The organism is Stenotrophomonas sp. GD03794 (assembly GCF_029842145.1).
GTDB lineage: Bacteria > Pseudomonadota > Gammaproteobacteria > Xanthomonadales > Xanthomonadaceae > Stenotrophomonas > Stenotrophomonas riyadhensis.
Genome location: NZ_JAOCFV010000013.1, coordinates 76,575 through 100,679, shown reverse-complemented (window position 1 = coordinate 100,679; position 24,105 = coordinate 76,575). Strand labels below are relative to the sequence as shown.

Here is a 24,105-nt window from a genome sequence, read left to right as displayed (position 1 = left end):
GCCTGCCGGTACCTGTAGTCCCAAGCAACTGAAGTTGCCGCCGGGCATCCCGCCCGTCGGGTCGCAACCGCTTACCGGACACCGAGGATCAGACAATGCTCATTCCAGGCTTCACGGCGGGCGCGCAGGCGCCGGCCGAGCTGCATACCCGTTGGTCGCCGTGGCGCGCGCTGCTGGGCGTCCTTGCTCCGCATCAGCGCACCCGCACCGAGCCGGCGGCAACCGACCGCGCCGAACTGGAAGCGCAGGTCGCGGCGCTGCATCGCGTGCAGGCCGTCATCGAGTTCGCGCTCGATGGCACCATCCTGCAGGCCAACGACAATTTCCTGCAGGCGATGGGCTACCGGCTGGAGGAGATCCAGGGCAAGCACCATTCACTGTTCGTCGATGCCGAGCAGGCGCGCAGCGCCGAATACCGCGACTTCTGGGCGCGGTTGGGGCGCGGCGAATATGACGCCGGACAGTATCGGCGCTTCGGCAAGGGCCAGCGCGAGATCTGGATCCAGGCGTCGTACAACCCGGTCCTGGATCGTCAGGGACGGCCGTACAAGGTGGTCAAGTTCGCCACCGACATCACCGCGCAGAAACTGCAGGCGGCCGATTCGGCCGGGCAGCTGGCGGCGATCGGCAAATCGCAGGCAGTGATCGAATTCGGCATGGACGGGCGCATCCTCTCGGCCAATGAGAACTTCCTCGCCGTCACCGGCTACAGCCTGGATGAGGTGCGTGGGCAGCACCACTCGCTGTTCGTCGAGCCGGGCCATCGCAGCAGCGATGAGTATCGCCGGTTCTGGGAGAAGCTCGGACGCGGCGAATACGATGCCGGCCAGTATCGCCGCTTGGGCAAGGGCGGGCGCGAGGTCTGGATCCAGGCCTCCTACAACCCCATCCTCGACCTCAACGGCAAGCCGTTCAAGGTCGTCAAGTACGCAACCGACATCACCGCGCAGGTGCATGAGAACCAGGCCATGCAGCGCGCCGTGGCGCAGACCCGGGAAGTGGTGGCCGCTGCCAAGCAGGGCGATCTGACCCGACGCGTTGCGATGACGGACAAGCAGGGTTCGATCGCGGAGCTGTGCGAGGGCGTGAACGCGCTGGTCGAGGCGATGGCCGCCATCATCGGCCAGATCAAGTTCGCCGCCGACACCATTGCGGTGGGCGCGACCGAAATCGCGCAGGGCAACAGTGACCTGTCGCAGCGCACCGAGCAGCAGGCCGCCTCGCTGGAGGAGACCGCGGTGTCGATGAAGGGCCTGGCCGAGACCGTGCAGCGCACCGCCACCAACGCACGCCAGGCCAGCCAGCTGGCCGGTGGCGCGGCCGATGTCGCTGCGCGTGGCGGCAGCGTGGTGCACGAGGTGGTCGAAACGATGGCGGTGATCAACGCGTCCTCGCGACGCATCGTCGACATCATCGGGGTGATCGATGGCATCGCCTTCCAGACCAACATCCTGGCGCTGAACGCAGCGGTGGAAGCGGCACGTGCGGGCGAACATGGCCGTGGCTTCGCCGTGGTCGCCACCGAGATCCGCGAGCTGTCACAGCGCTCGGCCAGCGCGGCCAAGGAGATCAAGCACCTGATCGACGAGTCGGTTGCCAATGTGGGAGCCGGCACTGCCCAGGTCGAGAGTGCGGGCCGCACCATGGATGAGATCGTGACCAACGTCCGCCGGGTGAGCGACCTGATGATCGAGATCAGCACCGCCTCGCAGCAGCAGAGCGATGACATCCAGCAGATGAACCATGCGGTCGATCTGATCGACCAGGGCACCCAGCAGAACGCGGCCCTGGTCGAGGAGGCCTCGGCGGCGGCACGCAGCATGGAGGAACAATCGGCGCAGCTGCTGCAGACCGTAGCGAGCTTCCGTGTGCAGGGCGGGGGTGGCCATCCGCACGGGGTGGCCGCGTTGCACGCGGTCTAGGCACGGCGTCCGTCAGCCTCCTCCCCGGTCGTCGCGTCCGGGGCGAGCTGCACGCAGTTGCGGCCGGCGTGCTTGGCCCGGTACAGGGCCTGGTCGGCGCGGTCGACCAGGTCATCCGGCTCGCGCTCGTCGCCGGCAGCCTGCCAGGCCACGCCGACGCTGATGGTCACACGGCCGTGCGGGGCAGGCAGTGCCGCATGTTCGACAGCAGCGCGCAGCCGTTCGCCCAGATCCAGCGCGTGCGAGGTATCGGATGAGGGCAGGGCGGCAATGAACTCCTCGCCACCGTAGCGGGCCAGCAGGTCATCGCCGCGCTGCAGGCAGCCGTCGAGAATCGCCGCAACAGCGCGCAGGCGGCGGTCACCTTCAGGGTGACCGTAGGTGTCATTGAGCCGCTTGAAGTGATCGATGTCGATCATCAGCACGGCCAGGCCAAGGCCCTGGCGGCGGGCACGGCGGTGGGCCGCGCCAAGCGATTCATCGAAGCTGCGCCGGTTGCCCAGCCCGGTCAGCGGATCGCGCCGGGCCAGCGTTTCCAGCTCATCGCGCTGGCGCTGGATTTCGATCTGGCTCAGCACGCTGCGCAGCGCATAGCCGAGCAGGGCGCCGATGAAGCCGACCGTGGCCAGGGTCGGCTGCAGGCGTGCGACCAGCAGCGCTACCATCATCAGCAGCAACGGCAGCATCAGCGGCACGCCGGCATCGACGATGCGCCGCAGGCTGCGCGATACCGGCACCGCTGGGCGGCGGTTGTTGCCGGCCATGACCGCCAGCAGTACGAACAGTCCACTGATCAGCAGGTCGCCCCAGTTGCCGTCGGGCACCTGCGGCTGATAGGTATTGATGTAGAAGGCCAGCAGGAAGTAGCCCAGCGCGTAGATCGTCAGCGTCCGGAAAAAATCGCGGCGGTCCGGATTGTCCTCGGCCAGGAAACGGATCAGTGCAAAGCAGAACACCAGGCTGTTCTGCACGCTGCTCATGGTGTTCAGGCACTGCGTCCACAAGGCGGTGTTCAGTGGCGCCATCGCCCGCGTATGCCCGTAGTACAGCAGCCATAGCAGCGCGATGATCCCGAGGTCCACGGCACGGATGTAGCGATTCCCGCCGCCCGGGCTGGCGGCCACGTAGGTCAATGGAATCCGGTAGAACACGTACAGGATCAAGGATGACGCGGTCATCTGCGCAGGGTCGAGGCCAGCCACGTTGCGGTACAGCAGGGCCAGCAATGCAAGCGAGAACAGGGCGACGGCGGCGCCCAGCATCCGCCACTTGCAGGCGGCCTGGCTGTCCCGTGCGCGTCTCAGGCAGGCCAGTGCGGCCAACAGAGGAGCGGTGATCAGCAGAAGATAGGAGCCCACTGGGTCCTGGGGGCCGATCAAGGCAATGACGAGCGCGTGCGTGACCAGAAAAAACAGTGCAGCACGCAACGTCATGCATTCCCCCGCCCCCGGATCCGGCAGGATCACGATAGGCAGATGTACGTGAGGCTGGCAAGAAAAGTGTGCGCTGCGTCTAGTGACAACCTTGTCAGAAGTCGCAGTTGTATTTCAAAGGGGTGACGCGACGGTGCCTTCAAGGTGGGCGTACATCCAGAAGTTCCGGGGATGGCCCCGCACCTTGCGATAGGCGCACAGCAGCCCTTCGCGCTGCATGCCGAGGCGTTCCAGCACGGCGATCGAGCGGGCGTTGCTGTCCAGGACGGTCGCCTGGATGCGCGTCAGCGACCGTACCGCATGGCCCCAGTCGAGCACCGCGCGCGCCGCCTGCGTGGCCAGCCCCTGTCCCTGCCAGTGCGGGTCCAGGTCATAGGCCAGCTCGCCGCGGCCATGCTGGAGATCGATTCCGTTCAGGCCGAAGGTGCCGATCAAGCGATCGTGGGCATCCACCAGCGCCCAGCGCGGGTCGGGGGACGCAGGTCGGTAGCTGGCGACCTGCTGGCGCAATGCAGCTTCGGAGATGTCGCCCCAGCTGGTGTGTTCGATCACGCCTGGTAGAGAGAGGTAGCGGGACCACGCAACCGCATCATCCACCCGCAGGGCGCGCAGGCGTGCGGGCAGGGTGTCTGGAAGTGACGGCTGGCGCGAGGCGGGCATGCCGGGCAGTGTGGCCGCCCCGGACCTGGAAAAGCAAAAGGCCAGGTCGAGGACCTGGCCTTTGATGCTGTGGTGCCGGTGAAAGGCACTTCCGGCCATTTTCCGGCCAATCCCGTGGAATCCCTATCTGTGACTATTTCAAGCAGTATCAACAGCTTGCGTACATCCGAAGGATGGCCGTAATCCCGCGATTCCCCGTGCCTGCCCGATAGCGTTACGCCAGAATTACGCCGAACATTGGCCCTATGGCATCTATCCAACGACGCGGCACCTCCTGGCGTGCAGAGATCTACAAGGACGGTCGACGCGAGTCGAACACCCTCCCGACAAAGGCCCAAGCGGTCCAGTGGGCGCTGATGCGCGAGGCCGAGCTGACCGGGGCTCGACTGCCAGAGAACACAGTGAAGGACGCCCTGCGGCGCTATGCCAACGAGGTGGCACCCAAGCACAAGGGAGCGAAGTGGGAGCTGGCCAGGCTGGGCCTGCTGGAGCGCGATCAGCTTTCGCTGGTCCGGCTGCCGGCCCTTCGGCCCATCCACCTGGCCGAGTGGAGGGAACGACGTCTGTCCCAAGTATCCGGCGCCTCGGTCCGTCGCGAGATGAACCTGCTGCAGTCGGTGTTCAAGTCGTGCCGCAAGGATTGGGGCTGGCTGAACAGCGATCCGATCAAAGACGTGGACAGGCCCCAGGCGCCGGCGAGCCGCAAGCGCCGCGTACCACAGGAAGAGATCGACAGGCTGACACTGGCGCTGGGGTATGACGGCGGCGTACCTGAGACGGCGCAGCACCGGGTGGCCCTGTGCTTCCTGTTCGCGCTGGAGACCGCCATGCGCGCGGGCGAGATCCTGGGGATGAAGTGGTCGGACGTGTCCGCAAAATCCGTGACTCTGCCCAAGACCAAGAACGGCGACGTGCGCCGGGTGCCGATGTCAGCCCGAGCGCGGGAGATCGTCGGCCTGCTGCCGCAGGATGCGGACAGCGTGTTCAATCTGGATCCGGGAACGCGCGACACGCTGTTCCGCCGCGCACGCGATGCTGCTCAGATCGAGAACCTGCACTTCCACGACAGCCGCGCAGAGGCGATCTGGCGGCTGTCGAAGAAGCTGGACGTGATGGAGTTGGCCCGCGTCATTGGCCATCGCGACCTGAAGAGCCTGCTGATTTACTACCAGACCGACGCCGACGAGCTGGCTGACCGGCTCGGTTAGCTTGGCGCCACTCCAGCACCTCGCCCGCGATCCAAGTTGCCGGACGCATGGTGATGCGGATTGGGAAGTCAGGCCGGCAGGCGACAGTCTCCAGCACCGTGCGCGCGGCCAGGCCAAGCAGGGAGCCGACTTCCTCGGCGCCGATGGCGCGCAGCTCAAAGGGGATGTTCTCGGCAGCACTCATGTTGTCCTCCTTCAGTTCGTGGCCAGCGCAGCGCGCAGCTGCTCGTCTGGATCCGGGTAGCAATCCATGTAGGCGCCGATCACTTCGGCCGCGACTTCGGGGACGATGGCGTTGCCGAACGCTTTGAGCGCACCCGCGCGGCTGTACCAGTGGATCGCTTCCGGGTCCTCGGTTCGGCCTTCGAATCCGGGGCGCACAATAGCCATGCGTCCGAGAACCCCATGAGCCAAGAGACGAATTCCGGATTGAGGGACCCGGCGGGCTTTCCCATCGTGTCCTGTGATCCATTCGGCGTTATCCCAAGCGCCAGCGCCACCGCCTGGTTGAGCGGAACTCCAGTGTCGTGCGGACGCGGTGGAAGAACCCCGCGGTTCGCGTCCGTCGCAGTTGCGGTCGGCCACATCGCTGCCACCGCCACCGCAGCGAGATCCGGCCCGTGGTTCCGCGCTGCTTCCCTGATCGCACCCTCCGTCGATCGCACGCCCTTGTCGGCGAGCGAGGCGGTCGGCGTCGGCCACAGGCCCGCGATGCGGGGATAGTCCAGCGGTGCCAACACATTCACCACGACCGTGGTGAGCGATTCCTGCGAGCCCTTCGTGTCCCCGCGCCGACGCTGGTAGCCCAGCCGCGCTTCGTGCGCCATTGGCGTGGGCCACAAACCAGAGTCGATCCCGGCGATGGGGCGCGTCGACGGCACAAGCTGGGACAACGACCGCCCGGCAGGCGTAGTCCTCTGCTTCCAGGTCAGCAGACACTCCGTCGAGCCAGTTCTTGCCAACCGCCGCCGCAACCTGTTCTCCCATGACGACAGCGGGCCGTCGGGCACGGATGAGGCGAAGGAAGTGGGGCCACAGGTGCCGATCGTCATCCTGGGCTTTTCCTTTACCCGCGACGGAGAACGGCTGGCACGGGGCGCTGCCGGTCCAGAGCTCGCGGTCGTCGGGCCACCCAGCAAGTCGAGCTGCAAGGGACCAGCCGGCGATGCCGGCGAAGAAGTGGCATTGCCGGTATCCGGCGAGGTCTGAGGGTTGAACATCGGTGATGCTCCTGGTGTCGACGTGGCCAGGCGGGATCAGCCCGGCATCGATGAGGTTGCGGATCCACTGAGCGGCGTAGGGATCCCATTCGCTGTAGTAGTTCATCGGGCACCGCCCCTGACATGCGCCATCACCCTCTGCGCCTCGGCCATGTCGCCGCGCGCCAGTGCCTGCAGGGCCAGCCGACGGGCCTCCCATGCGCGCACGGTTGCCGGTCGAGCCTTGGACAGGTCCACGCCCGACATGCTGGCCAGCTGCCGGCCGACCTGACGGTGGTCGATTGCCTCAGCCATGAGCGCACCTCCGCCAGCACCAGCGCAGCCCATTGCGCGCGGCGCGGCATGCGCGGCTGATCGCCCACAGGGTGGCGATGCCGGCCGCAAACCCGGCCAGGGCGAACACGTGAACCATTGCAGCGGTGAGCAGCTGGTCAGCCATTGGTCTGGCCTCGCTCATACTCCTCGTTGAGCCGCTTGCACTGCAGCTCAGCTTTCGACCATCCGTTTTTGCGGAAAATGTCCCATCGGGTCACGGTGCGCCGTTCATGGGTGTCCTGGACGTAGGCGTACCGACTGCCCGATGTCTTCAGGACCACATATCGGGGAGGATCCTTCTCGGTGTCGCCGCTCATTTGCCCGCCGCCTGGCTGTCGAGCCAGCCCTGCAGGTCCGCGACGCACGCGTCCAGCGCTCGCTGTGCGCACTGCCCCTCGTAGGAGAACGGGTAGTCGCTGTTCTTCCAGGCATGCAGCATCTCGCGGAGCCCGCCCAGGTCCACGGCCTGCGCGGGCGGGGCGGCGAGTGCGCGAATCCGATCCGGCAATGCTCGGTAGCGCGCCGCAGCATCGTCTCGATAGATCCCGTAATCGTCCCAGCCGCTGTCGGAAGCCAGGTATCCACATGCATCGGAAACGCAGCTTTCAACGTCGTCGGCCAGTTGTTCGAAAGCCTCTGACACCGGCTCCCCCACCGGCTGGCGGGCGGCGAGGGCTTCTTCAAGAACGTCCACACATAGCCCTGCAGCGGACCGATCCGCCTCAGTCGGGAAAGATGCTATTTGGATGTACGCCCGGATGTTGCGACGTGCGAGTTCGAGCATCCGATGGTCCTGACCACCCGGGGAGGGCTGGGCGGAGAGGGCGGCGAGCGCGTAGTCCCGCATCTGCTCGGGGGTAAAGGCGTTGTGCGCCTCGTGACCGAAGTCCCCACCGGTGACGTAGCCAGCCTTCGGCAGCGGCGGCAGGGCATCCCCCAGCCTCACCCTCCCACCGGGCTGCGCGTCCGCCAGGGTCTTGTCAATGCTCATGAATTCTTGCTCCTATGAATGGCGTTGATGACAGAGCGCCTAGCGATACGGGCCGCCTTGGCGTCGCTGATGCGCTCTTCGCCGAAATGGAGGCAATAGGCGCGTGCTCCTTCGATGGTCGCGGCCTGATAGCCGTCCTCACCCTTGACCACGATTCGCACTGCCATGCCCAACTCCAGCAGTTCGTAGCGGCCGGATTTGCTCGGCAGGTCGCCATCCCAGAGAGGCCCGTTCTCCACAAGGGCGATGAGTGTGTCCAGCGCACCGCCTGAAAGGGTCTTGTCGTTGGTCTTCATGCAACCTCCTGCAGTTGGGAGGCCTGTTCGGCCTCGATCAGGGCATAGCCGATGCGGTCGACGCGCTCGCGCAGCTGGCGGCGTGCGATCAGCAGCTGCAGCGCGATGTGCCGGCGGTGGTCGTGCAGCTGGAACGTCCGCGTCTCGATGTGCAGCTTCCTGGCCAGGTCGCGGCGGAACAGGCGGTAGGTGAGGACGTGGCCGCCCAGCACCTTGTCGATGGACCGGCCCCAGGCGAAGCCCTCGGTGCGCTTCGGCAGCCGGCGGTCGTAGCGGTGGTGGGTCATACGGCCTCCGGTTCGGCAGGCTTCGGCATCCATTGGGTCGGCCGCAGATCGTCCTCCAACCAGCCCCATGCCTCGCAGTACCACTCTTCGAAGTCCTCGGGCAGGCAACATTCTTCAATGTCGCTCTCGGACATGACCATGTCGGGCGTTGCAATCATTGCGATGAAGACGCCCTGATCTGGACGCCACACCAGCACCTCCTGCCCCTTCGGCGCCGACTCAATCGGCTGCCACTGCGGCGAAAGGGCGGCAACGATCAGGGCAATCTCTGCGTCCTGGCCCTTGCGGATTGGCAGCAGGCACAGGTCACTGAGCAGCTTGCGCGCCCGCTTCTGGATAGATTCCTTGCTCATGCGTGGCTCCGAAGCAGCACCGGCCCGACCGGGTAGTGCCACAGGTTGGTGAGGTTGTTGAGGTGCACCTGCAGCGGATCGCGGCGCAGGGGGCGCAGCGGGTCGTGCAGGCGGCGCTCGGTGTTCCGGCAGGGCGCGCACGCGGCGGTGGCCTTGCCGTTGATCAGGGGGAAGAACCGCAGCGGCAGCCGGGCCGCGCACTTCGTGCAGGTCTTCATGCGTCGGTGCCCAGGTAGAACGGGTCGATCTTCCAGCCGGCTTCGCGCGCCGCACGCAGCCGCAGCTCGTTGGCGTCGAACTCGTCCAGCTGCAGCGCGGTGATGGCGCCCTCGACGTGGTGCGGCTGCAGCGGCCGGTCGGTGCGCTGGAACACGCGCCACACACTGAAGGGCTTGCAGCCCCATGCGGTGGACAGCTCGCCCAGGCTCTTGCCGTCTTCGTGCACGTAGCGACGCACCAGGTCGCGGGCGGTAGCGTTCGGCGGGATCGGCTTCCGCATGGAAGCCTTCAGCCCTGGCGTGCGGCCGCTCACGCTGCCACCTGCTGGTGATCACCAGCGCGCAGGCTCTGCTCGAACCCGACCACCATCTGCCGAAACGGTTCCAGGTCGGCGCGCAGTTTCGCGATGAACGCCTCGTCGCGGTCGAAGCGGCGCCACCACAGCTGCTTACCGACGGCGGTCAGCGCTGGGCAGTACAGGCCGATGTGCCACCACTTCCGGTCGGTCAGCCACATGCAGCCCTGCGCCTGCTCGAACACCTCGCTGGCATCGCCGTCGATGTGGAAGGCGCGCAGCTTCTCCGGGTTAATGAAGGCCTTGTACTCACTGCCGCCGTCGTCGTTGATGAAGCCATCCGCCGAACAGCCGTAGTTGCCGCAGTCGCTCAACACGAACCCGGCACGCTTCACCAGCAGGCCGGACTGCACCTCATGCTCGGCGCGCGCGAAGGGTTCCAGGTCATGGCCGCGGCGCATGGCGTAGGTTTCGAAACCTTCATCCAGCGGTTGACCGCTGATGCGCTCGATCGCCAGCCGGAACGCGTAGTTCTTCGAGGCCTCGCTGAAGTCGCCGATGGGCTCGCCGGCCAGCGCCTTCTCGATCACCGCCGACTTCGGCACGGCCTTGTAGCTGGCCGCCTCTGCAGCAGCCTTCGGTGCCATACCGGCCAGCACCGAGTCCACGTAGAGCTGCTGCTGGTCGGTCAGCTCACCCACGCGCGAGCGCGCAGTGGCGAACATGCTGGCGGTGATGACCCCGGCCCTGGCGTTGTGCCAAGCGTCGCTTCCTTGGTCGCAGCGAATCAGGCGCATCCTGCGGCCTCCCTGCGCTCGATATCGCTGTCGATACGGTCGATGATGCTGGGGGCGCCTTCGGGTTCCACCAGCTCCGCGTCGGCCTTCTCTGCCTCTGCCTTCAATGCAGCCAGCCCGCCCTGGCCGATCATGGCGCGCTGCTCCTTGGTCAGCTTTCCCCACGCCTCGCCGAGTGCGTCGACGCCGGCGGACGCAATGTCCTGCAGGCTGGCGTACAGCTCGATGCGTTCCTCGGTGTCCTCCGGGGGCGGCAGGGCGGTGCGGCTCTGCGCCTGCTGCTCGATCACCGCCAGCCCTTCGCCGCCATCGGTATTCAGATGGTGGATCGCGGTTTCCAGGCGCTCGGTCTTCGGCCAATACTTGTAGGCGCGCTTCACCACGGTTTTCTTCGCCATCTCGCCCCAGTCGGTGACCCACGGGCAGGATTTCTTCTTCGATACCCAAGCCTTCCATGCCGACGAGCGGTCGCGGATGTCGTTGATTTCATCCACAGACATTGCGGTGGTCAGGTAATCACCTTCGGGGGTTTTCACCACCACGTAGGCGCCGACAATCTCGCCGCGGTTTCGGCTGAACGGTGCCCGCTTGTGGATTGGCTCTTTGTCTACCCCGACCAGCTCGAACAGGTCGTTCTCGTAGACCAGCTCGGCCTGGCCCCAGCGGATCGACCCGGAGTCGATGGCCAGATCCATCAGGCCCATGTAGCTGATGTCGAGGCAGATCTTGCCATCGCGCGGCACCAGGTAGGCCTGCTTCTTCGCCGGGTTGAGGCTGATGCCGATGGCAGCGATGTTGACGACCGCCGCGATAACCGACGTCCGGTTCTGCATCGCGATCTTCATCGCGTAGTCGTTGCCGTACAGCGTCTGCAGGGCGAACTCCGCCTCGCGGTCGAAGTTGATGGACCGATCAGTCAGCACCGAGGCGAAAGAGTCCTTGGTGCCGTAGACCGAATCCTCGATGGTGACGATCTGGTTCATGGCTGCTCTGCTGGTAGGTGGAATGGATGCCGGCGTCGTGGAATCCCGGCCGGCGCGGGGCCCGTGAGGGCGGGGAATGCGTTACGCGGCCAGGTCTTCCTGCTGCGCGGCAGCGCTCGGCGGCGTGAGGCTGATGCTCACTGACCCGCGATCCCAGGCTTCGAGAAGCGGCGCGAAGTCATCGGACTCGATGGTGGTGTTGACCTTCAGGGTCAGCTCGACGCTGCCGCCTTCGATGAACGAGACTTTCTCGATCACCAGCTCTGCATCGGCGAAGAACAGCGGCTCGATGTGTTCCAGGAGACTGTGAATCTCCAACTCGTAGCCCTTGATCTTCATGCCGATCTTCTGTTCCTTCAGGTACGGGAACTTCAGAGCGGTGAGGTAGTTGCCGTCGATCGGCAGGTTCTGCTGCGAGCCGCTGGACGGCTCTTCGTAGAACGACGGGCGCAGCTTCTTGTCGATGATGTCCAGGATCAGCGAGCTGGACGCCGCAGTGAACGTGATGGTGGCGGCGGGGACCCTGTTCTCGCCGTGGTTCTCTTTCCGCAGGCTCAGATGCGAGAACTCCGCATCGTGCTTTTCAAGTTGGAACATCGGTGGTGCCTCTCAGGAAGGCCGGCCGCGCCGGCGGGAAGTCAGGACCAAGCCAGCGGCCAGCACATCGCCCAGCCAAGGCCGAGGACGATGGCGACGCAGCCCAGGAAGGCGAGGAAGTCGGCGGAGTTGCGGCAGCCAATGCGCGCGAGCAGGCGACGCCGGCGGACGGGGACGCGCACCGGCCGCACCAGGTGCACGAACAGCACCCCCACGTGGTTGAGCTGCACAGCCCACAGCGAGGCGAGCCACGCCCAGCGGTGGACGGTCACCAGCTGCTCGGTGCGGGTAACAGGGCAGACGGAGAAGACGCCATAGCGGTCAGCGCGCATCGTCGTTTTCCTCCACGCACAGGCCGTCCACGGCCTCGCGGTTGTGATCGGTGTCGGTGGGTGCGCACGCGGCGAGAGCGGCGCGCAGGCGGTCGTCGGCGGCGATCTGGTCTGCCAGGTCGCGGGCTGCGAGGGAGGCGTGCGCGGCGGCGAAAACTTCGGCCACACGGCGGTCCTCGGCTTGCAGTTCGTTGAACAGGTCGAGGTGCGCCTTGCCCACGCGCTCCCGGCGGACGCTCGCGCTGTTCTCGACGTCCGTGGCCTCGCAGACCAGCAGGCCCAGCATGGTGAGGGTGCGCGGCGGTCACGACAGCACCGCCTGCGCCAGCACAGCGGCCAGCACGCCCAGGCAGAACGACAGGGAATTCGTGACGACAGTGGCGACCACGTGGTGGCGCTGCTCGCGTTCGGCGGCGGTCATGCGGCACCGCCTTTGACGCGGGCGAGAGCCTTGGTAAGCGCGCGTTCCCCAGCTTCCTGCGCGGCCTTCTTCGTGGCGTATCCGGTGCCACTGCGGGGGCCTGCTACGAATGCCCACTGCCCGCGCCCTGCCGCGTTCACTCGCACAGTCCACAGCACATCGACAGGGGCGCTCATGCCGCCACCTGCTGCAGCGCCATTTCCAGCAGCTGCGCGTCGATCGCTGCGGCCTCGTCCCGGGCCAGCCGGTACAGGTCCTGCAGCGCGCCTGAGCCCATCAGGTCGGCCGGGTCGGTGTGGTGCAGCCGGTACAGCGCCAGCGACACCTCGGTGTAGTGGGTACCGCTGAAGGTGCCGGCCGTCAGTTCCTCGGCCGCCCGGAGCTTCGCCGGGTCGGTGCGGTAGGTCTTGGCCAGGTCCGCGGCCTGCTCGGCGCGGTGTTCCTGACCGAAACGCGGATCTTCCTGGTTGTCCCTGTTGCGCTGGGCGCTACGTGCCCGGTCGCTGTATGGCTGCAGTGCCATGGTGAACCCCGTCATATGGCCCGGGTGGGCCGACGGGTTCTAAGCTATGGCATTCCATAATCCCTTGTCAATGGGATCCCATAGATTTGGCGGAAATTTTTTTGGGGCTACCTCGGCAGTACCCGAATAGCTTTTGCCCGGAGGAGGTCCTGATAGAGCGTTTCATCCTCCAAAACGGCATAAGCAGCGCGACGAGCGTCTGATTTCCGAGCGGCGAGCATGGAGTAACCGGCTACTACAACGCAGGCAATTGCCCATACGTAGGAGTGGCGCCCGAAGAGAACGGCAAAGCCAACCGCAGCGGGAATCCAAATCCAACCCGCTGCCTTCCGCATTGGGCTTGGGGGGATACGGTGCAGCTCGAAGGACAGCGCTGACTGGTTGACCTTTATGTAGGCCGCTCCTTGGCGCACCAGCGCCACCACCTCGCTGTAGGGGAGGCTGTTCAGATCCAAGGCCATTCCTGCCCGGTTGCTCGCCATCAGCCCTCCCAGCTACCGATCCAACGCACTCGGCCAATAATCTGGATCGGGTGACGTGGACTGTCCAACCGCTTCGGCTTACGCCAGTTGTGGTCGCCCCTGGGATTGTCCGCTTTGAAGAACACCAAGTCGTCGATCACTTCGCAGCGCTTTACGTGGTATTCCTTCGCGGCGCCTCCGCCATCGACCATGATCACGTACATCTGGCCGTCTCGGGGGGTTGTGTCGCTCGTGTCGAACAGAATGGCGTCACCGCTATGGATGCGCGGCTCCATGCTGTCGCCCTTGCCATACATGACCGCCAGGGCATTTGGGCGCAGGCGTTTGCGCGCCAGAGACTCCGCCCTGAATTTCAGTTTATGGGTTTCGGCGTACTCCTGGGCCTCGGGACCGCCGCCAAGGCCAATGGCCTGAGCGTACCCGCTGATATCTGCCCAGTCGCTGTCATCGTTGCTCGCTGCAGTTCCTTCCATGGGCCCCCGGCCGGTTTGCAACCACTTCGGGGATACCCCAAGCGCCTCCGCGATCTGCGGTAGCTGCGTCGTCCCTGCCTGGTCGTTGTTCTCGATGCCGGCGAGAGTGGGGTACTTCACGCGAGCAGCCTCGGCCAGCTGAGGGCGAGACATACCCCGAGCCTTCCGTGCTTCCTTGATCCGGTCACCTACGGTGTTCATGGAGGTGAGCATTACGGAAAACCATTATGGGATGCCGTTGACAGCCATCTATGGCATCCCATAGTCTGGGCCGACCTCACTGGAAACGGCACATGGACATCACCTGGGCAGACCGAATCAAAGCGCTGGAAGAGCGCGGCTGGACCCTGACTGACATCGGCCGTGCCATCGGCAAGTCGCCGCAGACCGTCAGCGACCTGAAGCAGGGACGGACGAAGGAGCCGGGGGGCATGGCTGCCGTTCAACTGCACCACCTGTACGCGACCGGAGCGAAGCCGGCTGGGGCTGCGGCCTGACATGGCCGCTCACCGCGCCGCGACAGGGAAGGGGATCACCACCCCGGGCACCTTCCGGCGCCGCCGCGGCCGCACCACCTGGCCGACTGGCCGCACGTCGACCCGCTCGCCGACCCGCTTCAACACGAACCACTTCCCACCCATTCGCATGAGCGTCAGGACGTTGGCTCCGGCCAGCTGATTCGTTTTCGCCACAGGGCTGCACTCCGATTTGGGGATGCGGCCATTTTCAGAACCAGTCAGGGGAACGCAGGGGAACACGTTGACCCCAGCATTCCCATCCACGGGATAACTGCATGAAAAGCCTAACAATTACCTACGATGACAGCATCGCGCGCAACAGGTCGTTGCGTGAGCACATCGCGGCCCAGGTGTACGCCGGCGCGGGTGTGACTGCGATCGCCGGTCGGCTCGACATGGCCCCTTCGAAGCTGAGCGAGAAGCTGGCCGGCTGCGACAGCGGTGGCAAGCCGCGTGGTCTGTCGATCGACGACCTGGAGCGCTACATCGCTGAGACGAAGGATGTCACGCCGATCCACTACCTGATCGAGCGCTACCTGATCTCCCCCGAAGCGCAGCACGCCGAGGCGCTGGCCCAGTTCTCGAAGCTGGCCGCGCTGATGGAGCCGCTGGCCAAGAGCCTGGGAGCGAAGTGGCCATGAACGCTACCGAGAAGGCCATGCTGGCCGTGCGCTCGCTTTGGTTCATCGCTGGCTGCCTGCCGCTGCTGCGGGGTGCCTGATGGCCAGGATCCGCTCTATCAAGCCCGAGTTCTGGTCCAGCGAGCAGGTGATGGAATGCTCGCCGATGGCTCGGCTGCTCTTCATCGGCCTGTGGAATTTCTGCGATGACGCCGGCAACCATGTGGCCAGCGCCAAGACGGTGAAGGCCGAAATCTTCCCCGGCGACGACATTGGCTCGTCGGATGTGCAGCGAATGCTCGACGAGTTGTCGTCGAATTCGCTGATCGCCTTCTATACCAATGGTGACAAGGAATATCTGCACGTCACTGGCTGGCGCAAGCACCAGAAAATCGACCGCCCGACGTTCAAACATCCGCCATTCTCGGGTGATGCTCGACGAGGGCTCGACGAGTCCTCACCCCCGGAAGGGAATGGAGTGGAGGGGAGTGGAGAGGAAGGGAAGGGAGAAGATCTATCCTCGCTACGCTCGGATTCGTCCAACGCCGCTGGCGTGGACCTGCTCGGCGACGCCGCAGGCCAGGGCAAGGGGCAGGGGCAGGACGCCAAGGCTGACCTGAAGGCCCGCAAGGCCGACCGCATCCGCGAGATCGCTGCCGATGCGCAGGCTGCGTTCAACGCGACCATGGCCAAGCCGCACGGCCTGCTGTCCAAGTGCACCGTGCTGAACAAGCCGCGGCTGAAGGCGGTCGAGAACGCTCTGCCGACCGTGCGCCAGCTCTGCCAGCAGCTGTTCGGCAGCGAGCGGGTGACGCCCCAGTTCTGGAAGCTCTACTTCGAATCCGCGGCCGATGATGATTTCTACTCGGGCCGGGTGAAGGGCGGCCCAGGTCATGAGAACTACGTTCCCGACTTCGAAGTCCTGCTGCGCGAGAAGACCATCGCCAAGCTGGCCGACCGGGCGTTGTCCGAGGTGGCCCAATGAACGCGGCTCGTGACGAAGTGAGCCGCCTGTCGGGCCTGTACGGCGACCAGCAGGCCCTGCGCCTTCCGCCGCACAGCATCGATGCCGAGCAGTCAGTGCTGGGCGGGCTGATGCTGGTAAACCGGGCGCTGGTCGAGGTGCAGGACGTCCTGGTGGAAGGTGACTTCTACCGCCGGGACCACCAGCTGCTATGGCGCTGCATCCTGCAGTTGGCCGAGAAGCGCCAGCCGTTCGACGCGGTGACTATCGGTGAATGGTTCGAGGCTGCCGGGCAGTTGGAGCTGGTCGGCGACGGTGCCTACATCATCGAACTGGCCAACAACACGCCGTCGGCGGCCAACGTGCGGGCCTATGCCGAGATCGTGGCGGAGAAGGCGAAGCTGCGTGCGCTGATCGATGCTGGGCACGACCTGATCGACGCTGCGTACAGCCCCGAGGGCCGCAGTGCGCTCGACCTGATCGGGCATGCGCAGTCTCGCATCGGTGGACTGTTGGGCAGCGAGCCGTGCGACCTGGAGCCGGTGGCACCGGTGATGGCTCGCGTGTTCGACCAGCTGTCCCACGCTGCCGAAACCGTCGACGGCATCACCGGGTTGTCTTCCAGCCTGGAAGATCTGGACCAGATCCTCGACGGTCTGCTGGGCGGCAGGCTGTACGTGCTGGCGGCTCGGCCAAAGATGGGCAAGACGACCCTGGCGCAGAACATCGCCGAGCAGGTGGCCCTGCGCGCCGGCAAGTCGGTGGCGTTCTTCAGCTTCGAAATGAAGCCGGAGGAACTGGGTAAGCGCATGCTGGCCAACCTGGCCGGGGTCAGCGGCGGCAAGCTGAGGTCGGGCAAGCTCGACAACGCCGACTGGCAGAACGTCACCCTCTGGACCCGCAGGATCGGCGAGGCGGCAATGCGCATCAGCCGGCCGCGCATCGCCAAGGTGCAGCACGTCTGCGCCCAGGTGCGCCGCATGAAGGCGCAGGACGACAACCTGGTCCTGGTGGTGATCGACTACCTGCAGCTGATGCACGTCTCGGGGGACAACCGTGCCGCCGGTATCGGCGACATCACCCGTGCGCTGAAGCTGCTGGCCAGCGAGCTGGACATCGCGGTGCTGCTGCTGAGCCAGCTCAACCGCGACTTGGAGAAGCGCCCCGGCGACAAGCGCCCGATCGTGGCCGACCTCCGCGACTCTGGGTCGATTGAGCAGGACGCCGACGCGGTGATCTTCATCTACCGCGACGAGATCTATCACCCCGACAGCCGTTGGGCTGGCACGGCCGAGCTGATCGTCGCGATCCAGCGCGATGGCGCCCCGGGCATGGCCCGCGTGTCCTACGAGCCGAGCTACTTCAGGTTCTCCAACCTGCCCGAATGGTGGGAGCCGAAGCAGACCAGCGCCTCGGCACCGCCTGCTGGGACCGCGCCGAGGGCTCGCCGAGGGCTCGCCGCCGCGTTGCCGATGGGTGATCGAGAATGACCATGACCGCTGCAGCGAAGAAGATCCGCGCCAAGCGCGCGCGTCGGCCGATCTACCTGGTGGTGGCCAAGCTGATCGACCCGAACACCGGCGAGCTGGTTGGCGCCCTGGTGCCGGCCAATGCCGTCGACCAACGCCTGCTGCGCGATCGCAAGTTCCGCGTAGGCCGGGAGATCCGCGGCGAGCTGAAGCAGCCGCGCGAGGAATGGCAGCACCGGCTGATCCACAAGATCGGGCACCTCATGGTCGACAACGTCGAGGGCTGGGAGCAGCTGGACGCGCACGACGCGGTGAAGCGCCTGCAGCTGGACGCCGACGTGTGCTGCGAGACGGTAGAAATGGACGCCACGCCGGTCATTGCTGCGGTGCTGGACGCCTGCGAGGCGCTGCTGGGTGCGGGCGCCCGCAAGGTGCTGGCCGGTGTGCTGCCGGAGATCCGCACCATCCCGGTCAAGCGCGCCGAAAGCCTGTCATTCGACGAGATGGAACAGGCCCGGTTCCAGGAACTGTTCGACGGTCTGACCGAATACATCGGCAACCACTACGCCCACGTCATGCTCGATGACGTGCGCGCCGAGTTCTGGAACATGGCCGGCTCGAACAGGAGAGTGGCGTGAAAAAGCGATATTCGGTCTATTCGGTGTTCCTGCTCGACGGTGACCGCCGCCTCATCTCCCGCCACTGGTGGCGCTGGACGGCCACTCTTTGGGCATGCGAATGCGCGCGCCACTGGCTCGCGTATGCGTTCGAAGTGGTGGATGAATGCGCTGGCGCTGCCGGACGGGTGAAGTCGTGAGTGGGGCGGGCTTCATCCCTCACCGGCAGTGCATGGTCGCCAGCGGTGAGTGCTTCATACAGGGGCGCTGCCTGCAGAAATGCAACCCGTCCACGTTGCACGGTCTGAGTACGGAACAGCTGCTGATCATGGCCGCGCAGGCGCAACGGAAGGCAGTGGGCCAGTCATCGCGCATTGCGGCTGTGATTGACCAGATGGTGCAGGACGTCCGTGGGGGTGCCCGATGAAGCGCGGCCGCTCTACCGGCAAGCCGACCGTGTCCCAGCAGCAGCGGATGGACGCTATCACCGACATCGGCTGCATCGTGGCCCATAGCCTGGGCATCGACCTGGGCGACAGGCCCATCCCCGCCGAGGTGCATCACCTGACGGTCGGCGGCAAGCATGGTGCCAAGCGCCGTGGCCACGACTTCACCATCGGCCTGAACCCATGGTCGCATCGCGGCGAGCCGTTCGGCGGGATGTCCGCTGCCCGATGCGAGGAACTGTTCGGACCATCCTACGCCCGGCAGCCGCGCAAGTTCCGCCAGGAGATCGGCAGCGACGACTACCTGCTGGATCTGCAGAACACCCTGATCGAGAAGCACATGAAGGAGAGCCGCCAATGGCGAGCCGCTTGATTATCAGCATCGACCCAGGCCTGACCGGCGCCATCGCGGCGCTGGTGGACGGTGCGCCTGGCCCGGTGATCGATATGCCGTTGCAGACCGTGGGCGAGAGCCAGGAAGTGGACGCCCGGGCGATTGCGCTGTTTATCCGTGCCTCGCGCGATATGAACCCAGGTGCGGCCGTGTCTGGCGTCATCGAGCGGGTTCGTGCCATGCCCCCGAAGCGCGGTCCTGACGGCAAGGAAGAGCGGAAGGCGGGACCGCAGTCGTCGTTCAACTTCGGCGACCACTACGGCAAAGCCAAGGCGGTGTTCGAGTTGCTGGGCGTCCCGTACCTGCGAGCCGAGCCAGCGAGCTGGAAGCGCTGGTTCGGACTGACCAACCAGGGAAAGGACGCGGCTCGTCTGCTGGCGATCCAGCGGTTCCCATCCGCCGCAGACCAGCTGACGAGGAAGAAGGACAACGGCCGCGCTGATGCGCTGCTGATTGGCCTGTACGGCGACAGCCTGATCAGGGGCGGCGCATGACCACAGCGGAGGCCCGCACGCGGAAGCGATACAACGCCTACCTGCGCCGGCATGGCGTGTGCGCGGTTTGCACCATGCGCGAGCGCGGCAGCAGCCCGGCGCATTGCCAGCGCCGTCCGGACCGGCAGGGCGGCTGCGACACCGATGGCCTGCTGCCGGTGTTCCGATTCGACGAGAACGTGTTGGAGGGGATGCGCGATGGCGACCGATGATTACCTGACAGCGCAGCTGCGTGCCTGGGGCTTCGCCCAGGCAAACCGGTTCGCGCTGACCTACGCCGATCGCAGCACCCACGTGCTGGAGAAGGCCCGCGACATGGCGCCTGGGACCCGGGAACGGGCCCTGCGCGATCTGGTGGGCCGAGATGGCTCCTGCCGCCGGCGCTTCATGGCCGACCGCAGCGGCGTGGAGGGCATGGGCATGCTTCCGACCTGGGCGGTGGACCCGGTGCGGTCGACGAACGATGCCGACAAGCCGCACGACAACCCAGAGATCGCCGTCGATGTCGGTATCCCCGACGAACTCCGGTGGGTCGAGCAGGCGCTGGCGTCGATGATGCGGCAGCACCCGCTGCGCGCCTTGGTGCTGCATACCGAGTACACGGTGTCGGCCAGCCAAGCGGTGAAGGCACGCATGGTGGCGGAGAAGTACGGCGGTGCACTGTCGCTGCGACAGTATCGCTACGAGCTATCGAAAGGGATTGATTGGTTTCGAGGCAGGCAGGCTGCGTAAGGCCGGCGCGGCCTGAAGCCGCGCCGGGTACATCTCAACGGATCAGGAAGAGGACGATCGGAAGCAGGAGCTTCGTGATCGCCTTCAGGTCCGCCTTGACCCGGAGCTGGATATCTATCATGTCGGGGTTTCCGGCACGTCGATCCCAGCGGCGCCGCCGGGACCGTGTTATCGATCTCGGCCTTCTTTATCGTCGCGTTGCTACGACGTCGATTCGGTGCATGCATTCACCTCAGCGAATTCGAGACCGCCGAACTCCTTGGTCTTTCTCGGTTCGCCGTCGTCGTCACGTGCAACGCTTCGACCGTTTTGATCCCGAGGAGACTGGATTTCTTTGGTCCCATTGAGCAGCGGCCACGCCACCCTCGAACACCTGGCTGGGGGTTCTGGCCAAGGCATCACGCCTTGGTTGACCGCGATGCTACGCCATTCAGGGCGGAAGTCCATGCCGATTGCAGTGGTTGACAGTGACGTCACCGGATGCTTTCATTCTGCAACTGTCAAGAATTGTCCCTGAAGCCCCGGCCCTGCGTCGGGGCTTCTGCGTTTCCGGGACTGCGCTTTCTGCGGGCGTAGGCCAGAGGTCAAGGCTGCCGGGCTCATAACCCGGAGATTCGCCGGTTCGAATCCGGCCCCCGCAACCATCCACGCCCGTCCACCCTCACCGGACCAATTCGCCGAGCCTGCCGGGCTGCGGTGACGGGCACCTATCGACCAATCGGGGAGGGCGTCATGCCGAACCGGATCAACCATGGAACCGACATGCGGGGAGAAATCATTGACGCGGTGGGGACCGCTGCCCTGAAGGTCACGCCGCCGGTAACGGTGGCCACGGCCGTCGCATCGGGGTTCACCCTGGACAAAGCGGTGCTGGTGCTGACGGCCATCTACCTGGTGGGCCAGATCGGCTACCTGGTGTGGAAGTGGATCCGCGAATGGCGCCAGGCGCGCCGCGGTGGGGTGATCGGATGAAGGGCAAGGTGATCGGCGGCAGCGCCGCAGCCGTCATCGCCTTGGCCGCGGCCGCGCTGGTGAAGCCGTGGGAGGGCTACTCGCCGACGCCGTACATCGACATGGTCGGTGTGGCCACCTACTGCTACGGCGACACCAGCCGTCCGGAGAAGGCGGTCTACACCGAGCAGGAGTGCGCCGAGAAGCTCAATAGCCGCCTGGGCAGCTACCTGACCGGCATCAGCCAGTGCATCAAGGTGCCGCTGCGCGAGCGCGAGTGGGCCGCGGTGCTGAGCTGGACCTACAACGTGGGTGTGGGTGCAGCCTGCCGCTCGACGCTGGTGGGCCGCATCAACGCCGGTCAGCCCGCCGCGAGCTGGTGCCCGGAACTGGACCGCTGGGTCTACGCCGGCGGCAAGCGCGTGCAGGGCCTGGTGAACCGTCGGGCCGCTGAGCGCCGGCTGTGCGAGGGCCGGTCGTGAACCGCATCGCCATCGCAGTCGCCGCCTTCGCCCTGTGGTCCGCAGCCATGTTCGGTGCCGGCTGGGCCTGGCGCGGCGACCGGGCAGAGGGCAGGGAAGCCGACCAGCGCGCCGCCGGCGCCGAGGCAGTCGCGGACCAGGTGAACCAGACCCGTGCCACCGAGCACGCCCAGGCCGAAACGCTGGCCACCATCGGAGCGAAGCATGAAGAAGACCGCACTGCGGCCGCGACCGTCCCTGCTGCTGTTGTGGCTGACTTGCGCGCTGGGCGCCTCCAGCTGCGCGACGACCTCGCCACCTGCAGCACAAGCCTCCTGTCCCAAGCCGTCGCCGGCGCCGTCGAACGTGATGCGCACGCCGAACTACGAGCAGAGGTTGCGGGAGCTGCTGTTCAAATCGGCCGCGACGCCGACAACCACGTCCGCGCCAGCCAAGCCGTGATCCGGGCGGACAGGGAGCAGTAATGGCACGCCCAAGCAAGTACAGCCAGAAGCTCGCCGAGCAGATTTGCGAACGGCTGGCTGATGGCGAGAGCCTGCGCACCATCTGTAGCGGCAACGGGATGCCCAAGCGCTCGACAGTCTTCCGGTGGCTGACGGAGAACCAGGCATTCCGGGACCAATACGCGCACGCACGCGAGGCGCAGGCCGACGCGTATGCCGAGGACACCGTCGATATCTCCGACGAGGAGTGCACGATGGTCCGGGCGAGCAAGCACGGGACGGCTGACGATGACGGCGAGGGGAATACGGAGGTTGTCTTCGACCCCACTGCCGTGGCCCGCAATCGTCTGCGGGTGGATGCCCGGAAGTGGTACGCCGGGAAGCTGGCCCCGAAGAAGTACGGCAACAACCAGACGGTTGAGCATCGCGGGCGCGTCTCCCTGGAGAGCTTGGTTGCCGGGCACGAGGACGGGTCGGAACAGGAATGAGCGGAAACGAGGCAGTCCTCCAGGCCCAGCGGCGCATCCGCCTGTGGCGCGCGGAGCCGGTTCGGTTCGTGGTGGATTGCTTCGGGGTCGAGCCGGACGCGTGGCAACTGGAGGCACTGCAACTGCTGGGCGGGCCAGCCAAGCCGAACCGTAAGCTGTGCATGAAGGCGTGCACCGGTCCCGGTAAGTCGGCCTCTCTGGCGTGGATTGGCTGGCACCGCCTGGCCTGCTTTGCGGCGAAGGGCGAACACCCCAAGGGTGCGGCGCTGTCGATCACGGCGGACAACCTGAAAGACAACCTGTGGGCAGAGCTGGCCAAGTGGCGCAGCCGCTCGCCGTTCCTGGTGGATGCGTTCGAGTGGACGAAGGAGCGCATCTACGCCAAGGATCACCCCGAGACGTGGTTCCTGTCGGCTCGGTCGTTCGCCAAGGATGCGGACGCGGACGCCATCGGCCGGGCGCTGTCGGGCCTGCACAGCCAGTTCCCTTTCATCCTCTTGGACGAGACGGGCGAGATGCCGGCGGCGGTCGGTAAGGCGGCGCAGCAGATTTTCACCGGATCGCCGACCGATGCGCTGGTGGCACAGGCGGGCAACCCCACCAGCACCGCTGGCCTGCTGTACGAGTCCTGCGGCAGCGGTAGCTGGCCGGTGATCACCATCACCGCCGACCCGGAGGATCCGAAGCGAACCCCGCGAGTGAGCAAGGAACACGCGCAGGAGATGATCGACGAACACGGGCGTGAGAACCCGTGGGTGATGGCGACCATCCTGGGTCTGTTCCCGCCCAGCGGCTTCAACTCAATGATCGGCATCGATGACCTGGAGAAGGCGCAGGCACGGCACTACAGGCCCGAGCATTACCGTGCTGCCCCGGTGATCTTGGGGGTCGACGTGGCCCGCGAGGGCGACGACAAGAGCGTCATCGCCCGCCGACAGGGCCAGGTGCTGTACCCGTTGGACAGCATGCGCATCCCTGACACCACGCTGGTAGCCGCCCGCACGTCCACCGAGTACGACAAGCATGAGGCTGATGGGCTGTTCGTCGACGAGACGGGCGGTTATGGCGCCGGCGTAGTGGATGACCTGCGTCGGCGGCAGTACCAGCCGGTGGGCGTGAAGTTCGGCGGCAGCCCAATCGACGCGCGCTACTTCGACAAGCGCAGCGAAATGCTGTTCCTGGCCTGCGAGTGGATCCGGTCGGTGGGAGCGATTCCGGTGGATCCGGACCTGCGGGAGGAACTGCTGGCTCTGCGCTTCACGTACCAGAACGACAAGTTCCGGGTCATCCCCAAGGACATGATCAAAAAGCAGCTCGGCCGCTCGCCCGACAAGGCTGATGCGCTGGCGCTGACCTTTGCGTACCCGGTTATTCGCCGGCCGCGTGACCCCGACGGCGCACCCATCGAGGCGCGCCACCACGCTAGCCAGCAGGCCGGTGAACCCTACAACCCGTTGGCCTGAGGTATCCCCATGTGCAACTCCGCCCCCAAGGTGAAGCCGGTGGCCGCAGCGCCCGAAGTGGCGCCCGAGTCCATCGACGATGCCGCCGTGAACGAGCGTGACCGCGAACGCCAGCGGCAGCGCCTGCGCTTCGGCGCCAGGTCGACCATCCTGGCCGGCGACACCAGCTCGGCAATGCCGACCGCGTCGGTCAAGACGGCGCTGGGTGCCTGACGCC

General features: G+C 65.9%; 39 protein-coding genes and 1 tRNA gene. 20 read left to right on the top strand and 20 right to left on the bottom strand.

Annotated elements, in window-relative coordinates; genetic code table 11:
* Positions 1-95 precede the first annotated feature (95 nt).
* The gene (locus tag N5D91_RS09775; protein WP_180854618.1) at positions 96-1,922 is read left to right on the top strand and encodes a methyl-accepting chemotaxis protein; all 1,827 of its coding nucleotides are present in this window, start codon (positions 96-98) and stop codon (positions 1,920-1,922) included.
* On the opposite strand, the gene N5D91_RS09770 is transcribed toward N5D91_RS09775, so the two are convergent.
* Both N5D91_RS09770 and N5D91_RS09765 read right to left on the bottom strand, forming a co-directional pair.
* The gene (locus tag N5D91_RS09770; protein WP_180854617.1) at positions 1,919-3,355 is read right to left on the bottom strand and encodes a GGDEF domain-containing protein; all 1,437 of its coding nucleotides are present in this window, start codon (positions 3,353-3,355) and stop codon (positions 1,919-1,921) included. The two genes, N5D91_RS09775 and N5D91_RS09770, sit on opposite strands and share 4 nt — an antisense overlap.
* Positions 3,356-3,469: 114 nt before the next feature.
* Complete coding sequence (locus N5D91_RS09765; protein ID WP_180854616.1) at positions 3,470-4,015, bottom strand: GNAT family protein; 546 nt, start codon at positions 4,013-4,015, stop codon at positions 3,470-3,472.
* 356 nt (positions 4,016-4,371) lie between these two features.
* Between N5D91_RS09765 and N5D91_RS09760 the strand changes: the two genes are divergently transcribed.
* Positions 4,372-5,223 (top strand): site-specific integrase, encoded by an 852-nt coding sequence (locus tag N5D91_RS09760; protein ID WP_279908935.1) that lies wholly within the window; start codon positions 4,372-4,374, stop codon positions 5,221-5,223.
* A 195-nt stretch (positions 5,224-5,418) separates the two neighbouring features.
* Here the strand turns inward: N5D91_RS09760 and N5D91_RS09755 are convergent, their stop codons facing one another.
* The gene (locus tag N5D91_RS09755; protein WP_279908938.1) at positions 5,419-5,613 is read right to left on the bottom strand and encodes a hypothetical protein; all 195 of its coding nucleotides are present in this window, start codon (positions 5,611-5,613) and stop codon (positions 5,419-5,421) included.
* Between the two features lie 471 nt (positions 5,614-6,084).
* Between N5D91_RS09755 and N5D91_RS09750 the strand changes: the two genes are divergently transcribed.
* Positions 6,085-6,432, top strand: coding sequence for a hypothetical protein (locus N5D91_RS09750; protein WP_279908940.1), 348 nt, complete (start codon positions 6,085-6,087; stop codon positions 6,430-6,432).
* Between the two features lie 113 nt (positions 6,433-6,545).
* Here N5D91_RS09750 and N5D91_RS09745 read toward each other — a convergent pair whose 3' ends face one another.
* The 17 genes from N5D91_RS09745 to N5D91_RS09665 all read right to left on the bottom strand — a co-directional run bounded on the left by N5D91_RS09745 (position 6,546) and on the right by N5D91_RS09665 (position 14,020).
* A complete protein-coding gene (locus tag N5D91_RS09745; RefSeq protein WP_279908943.1) occupies positions 6,546-6,737 on the bottom strand; it encodes a hypothetical protein in 192 nt (63 codons plus the stop codon).
* Positions 6,730-6,882: a hypothetical protein gene (locus N5D91_RS09740; protein WP_181451821.1), complete on the bottom strand. Its 153-nt coding sequence runs from the start codon at positions 6,880-6,882 to the stop codon at positions 6,730-6,732. Before N5D91_RS09740 ends, N5D91_RS09745 begins: the two co-directional genes overlap by 8 nt.
* On the bottom strand, positions 6,875-7,075 hold the full coding sequence (locus N5D91_RS09735) for a hypothetical protein (RefSeq protein ID WP_279908946.1): 201 nt from the start codon (positions 7,073-7,075) through the stop codon (positions 6,875-6,877). The genes N5D91_RS09740 and N5D91_RS09735 overlap by 8 nt, the downstream gene beginning before the upstream one ends.
* Positions 7,072-7,749 (bottom strand): hypothetical protein, encoded by a 678-nt coding sequence (locus N5D91_RS09730; protein ID WP_279908948.1) that lies wholly within the window; start codon positions 7,747-7,749, stop codon positions 7,072-7,074. Before N5D91_RS09730 ends, N5D91_RS09735 begins: the two co-directional genes overlap by 4 nt.
* The gene (locus tag N5D91_RS09725; protein WP_279908950.1) at positions 7,746-8,045 is read right to left on the bottom strand and encodes a hypothetical protein; all 300 of its coding nucleotides are present in this window, start codon (positions 8,043-8,045) and stop codon (positions 7,746-7,748) included. Before N5D91_RS09725 ends, N5D91_RS09730 begins: the two co-directional genes overlap by 4 nt.
* On the bottom strand, positions 8,042-8,332 hold the full coding sequence (locus tag N5D91_RS09720) for a hypothetical protein (protein ID WP_279908953.1): 291 nt from the start codon (positions 8,330-8,332) through the stop codon (positions 8,042-8,044). The genes N5D91_RS09725 and N5D91_RS09720 overlap by 4 nt, the downstream gene beginning before the upstream one ends.
* Positions 8,329-8,685, bottom strand: a complete 357-nt coding sequence (locus N5D91_RS09715) for a hypothetical protein (RefSeq protein WP_279908955.1) — start codon at positions 8,683-8,685, stop codon at positions 8,329-8,331. Before N5D91_RS09715 ends, N5D91_RS09720 begins: the two co-directional genes overlap by 4 nt.
* Positions 8,682-8,903: a hypothetical protein gene (locus N5D91_RS09710; protein ID WP_279908958.1), complete on the bottom strand. Its 222-nt coding sequence runs from the start codon at positions 8,901-8,903 to the stop codon at positions 8,682-8,684. Before N5D91_RS09710 ends, N5D91_RS09715 begins: the two co-directional genes overlap by 4 nt.
* Positions 8,900-9,184: a hypothetical protein gene (locus N5D91_RS09705; protein ID WP_279908961.1), complete on the bottom strand. Its 285-nt coding sequence runs from the start codon at positions 9,182-9,184 to the stop codon at positions 8,900-8,902. Before N5D91_RS09705 ends, N5D91_RS09710 begins: the two co-directional genes overlap by 4 nt.
* Before the next feature lie 29 nt (positions 9,185-9,213).
* Positions 9,214-9,996 (bottom strand): YqaJ viral recombinase family protein, encoded by a 783-nt coding sequence (locus N5D91_RS09700; RefSeq protein ID WP_279908963.1) that lies wholly within the window; start codon positions 9,994-9,996, stop codon positions 9,214-9,216.
* The gene (locus tag N5D91_RS09695) at positions 9,987-10,979 is read right to left on the bottom strand and encodes a recombinase RecT (RefSeq protein ID WP_279908964.1); all 993 of its coding nucleotides are present in this window, start codon (positions 10,977-10,979) and stop codon (positions 9,987-9,989) included. The genes N5D91_RS09700 and N5D91_RS09695 overlap by 10 nt, the downstream gene beginning before the upstream one ends.
* Before the next feature lie 81 nt (positions 10,980-11,060).
* Positions 11,061-11,576 carry a hypothetical protein gene (locus N5D91_RS09690; RefSeq protein WP_279908966.1) on the bottom strand — a complete coding sequence of 172 codons (516 nt, stop codon included), beginning with the start codon at positions 11,574-11,576 and terminating at the stop codon, positions 11,061-11,063.
* A gap of 41 nt (positions 11,577-11,617) precedes the next feature.
* Entirely contained in the window at positions 11,618-11,908 is a 291-nt protein-coding gene (locus N5D91_RS09685) for a hypothetical protein (RefSeq protein WP_279908968.1), read from the bottom strand.
* Positions 11,898-12,194, bottom strand: a complete 297-nt coding sequence (locus N5D91_RS09680) for a hypothetical protein (protein ID WP_279908970.1) — start codon at positions 12,192-12,194, stop codon at positions 11,898-11,900. Before N5D91_RS09680 ends, N5D91_RS09685 begins: the two co-directional genes overlap by 11 nt.
* A 307-nt stretch (positions 12,195-12,501) precedes the next feature.
* The gene (locus N5D91_RS09675) at positions 12,502-12,852 is read right to left on the bottom strand and encodes a hypothetical protein (protein WP_279908971.1); all 351 of its coding nucleotides are present in this window, start codon (positions 12,850-12,852) and stop codon (positions 12,502-12,504) included.
* Between the two features lie 107 nt (positions 12,853-12,959).
* On the bottom strand, positions 12,960-13,307 hold the full coding sequence (locus N5D91_RS09670; RefSeq protein WP_279908973.1) for a hypothetical protein: 348 nt from the start codon (positions 13,305-13,307) through the stop codon (positions 12,960-12,962).
* Positions 13,308-13,333: 26 nt separating this feature from the next.
* Positions 13,334-14,020 (bottom strand): helix-turn-helix transcriptional regulator, encoded by a 687-nt coding sequence (locus N5D91_RS09665; protein ID WP_279908975.1) that lies wholly within the window; start codon positions 14,018-14,020, stop codon positions 13,334-13,336.
* Between the two features lie 80 nt (positions 14,021-14,100).
* Between N5D91_RS09665 and N5D91_RS09660 the strand changes: the two genes are divergently transcribed.
* The 17 genes from N5D91_RS09660 (at position 14,101) to N5D91_RS09580 (ending at position 24,101) form a co-directional block, all read left to right on the top strand.
* Positions 14,101-14,304 (top strand): helix-turn-helix transcriptional regulator, encoded by a 204-nt coding sequence (locus N5D91_RS09660; RefSeq protein WP_111097068.1) that lies wholly within the window; start codon positions 14,101-14,103, stop codon positions 14,302-14,304.
* Between the two features lie 296 nt (positions 14,305-14,600).
* Positions 14,601-14,966 carry a hypothetical protein gene (locus N5D91_RS09655; protein WP_279908979.1) on the top strand — a complete coding sequence of 122 codons (366 nt, stop codon included), beginning with the start codon at positions 14,601-14,603 and terminating at the stop codon, positions 14,964-14,966.
* Between the two features lie 79 nt (positions 14,967-15,045).
* Positions 15,046-15,930 carry a hypothetical protein gene (locus tag N5D91_RS09650; protein ID WP_279908981.1) on the top strand — a complete coding sequence of 295 codons (885 nt, stop codon included), beginning with the start codon at positions 15,046-15,048 and terminating at the stop codon, positions 15,928-15,930.
* Positions 15,927-17,399, top strand: coding sequence for a replicative DNA helicase (dnaB, locus tag N5D91_RS09645; RefSeq protein ID WP_279908984.1), 1,473 nt, complete (start codon positions 15,927-15,929; stop codon positions 17,397-17,399). Before N5D91_RS09650 ends, dnaB begins: the two co-directional genes overlap by 4 nt.
* A gap of 2 nt (positions 17,400-17,401) precedes the next feature.
* Entirely contained in the window at positions 17,402-18,016 is a 615-nt protein-coding gene (locus N5D91_RS09640) for a hypothetical protein (RefSeq protein ID WP_279908986.1), read from the top strand.
* Positions 18,013-18,195 carry a hypothetical protein gene (locus N5D91_RS09635; protein WP_151458226.1) on the top strand — a complete coding sequence of 61 codons (183 nt, stop codon included), beginning with the start codon at positions 18,013-18,015 and terminating at the stop codon, positions 18,193-18,195. The genes N5D91_RS09640 and N5D91_RS09635 overlap by 4 nt, the downstream gene beginning before the upstream one ends.
* A gap of 223 nt (positions 18,196-18,418) precedes the next feature.
* On the top strand, positions 18,419-18,814 hold the full coding sequence (locus N5D91_RS09630; RefSeq protein ID WP_225792041.1) for a Ref family recombination enhancement nuclease: 396 nt from the start codon (positions 18,419-18,421) through the stop codon (positions 18,812-18,814).
* Positions 18,799-19,329: a hypothetical protein gene (locus tag N5D91_RS09625; protein WP_279922676.1), complete on the top strand. Its 531-nt coding sequence runs from the start codon at positions 18,799-18,801 to the stop codon at positions 19,327-19,329. The genes N5D91_RS09630 and N5D91_RS09625 overlap by 16 nt, the downstream gene beginning before the upstream one ends.
* Positions 19,326-19,541 (top strand): hypothetical protein, encoded by a 216-nt coding sequence (locus N5D91_RS09620; protein WP_279922675.1) that lies wholly within the window; start codon positions 19,326-19,328, stop codon positions 19,539-19,541. Before N5D91_RS09625 ends, N5D91_RS09620 begins: the two co-directional genes overlap by 4 nt.
* A complete protein-coding gene (locus N5D91_RS09615; RefSeq protein WP_279908394.1) occupies positions 19,528-20,061 on the top strand; it encodes a hypothetical protein in 534 nt (177 codons plus the stop codon). Before N5D91_RS09620 ends, N5D91_RS09615 begins: the two co-directional genes overlap by 14 nt.
* 565 nt (positions 20,062-20,626) lie before the next feature.
* Positions 20,627-20,705, top strand: a tRNA-Met gene (locus N5D91_RS09610).
* An 88-nt stretch (positions 20,706-20,793) separates the two neighbouring features.
* On the top strand, positions 20,794-21,033 hold the full coding sequence (locus N5D91_RS09605) for a hypothetical protein (protein WP_225792042.1): 240 nt from the start codon (positions 20,794-20,796) through the stop codon (positions 21,031-21,033).
* On the top strand, positions 21,030-21,494 hold the full coding sequence (locus N5D91_RS09600; RefSeq protein ID WP_279908392.1) for a lysozyme: 465 nt from the start codon (positions 21,030-21,032) through the stop codon (positions 21,492-21,494). Before N5D91_RS09605 ends, N5D91_RS09600 begins: the two co-directional genes overlap by 4 nt.
* The gene (locus N5D91_RS09595; protein ID WP_279908390.1) at positions 21,491-21,958 is read left to right on the top strand and encodes a lysis system i-spanin subunit Rz; all 468 of its coding nucleotides are present in this window, start codon (positions 21,491-21,493) and stop codon (positions 21,956-21,958) included. Before N5D91_RS09600 ends, N5D91_RS09595 begins: the two co-directional genes overlap by 4 nt.
* On the top strand, positions 21,958-22,425 hold the full coding sequence (locus N5D91_RS09590) for a terminase small subunit protein (RefSeq protein ID WP_279908388.1): 468 nt from the start codon (positions 21,958-21,960) through the stop codon (positions 22,423-22,425). Before N5D91_RS09595 ends, N5D91_RS09590 begins: the two co-directional genes overlap by 1 nt.
* Complete coding sequence (locus tag N5D91_RS09585; protein WP_279908386.1) at positions 22,422-23,888, top strand: hypothetical protein; 1,467 nt, start codon at positions 22,422-22,424, stop codon at positions 23,886-23,888. The genes N5D91_RS09590 and N5D91_RS09585 overlap by 4 nt, the downstream gene beginning before the upstream one ends.
* 9 nt (positions 23,889-23,897) lie before the next feature.
* A complete protein-coding gene (locus N5D91_RS09580; RefSeq protein ID WP_049438775.1) occupies positions 23,898-24,101 on the top strand; it encodes a hypothetical protein in 204 nt (67 codons plus the stop codon).
* The last annotated feature ends 4 nt before the right edge of the window (positions 24,102-24,105 follow it).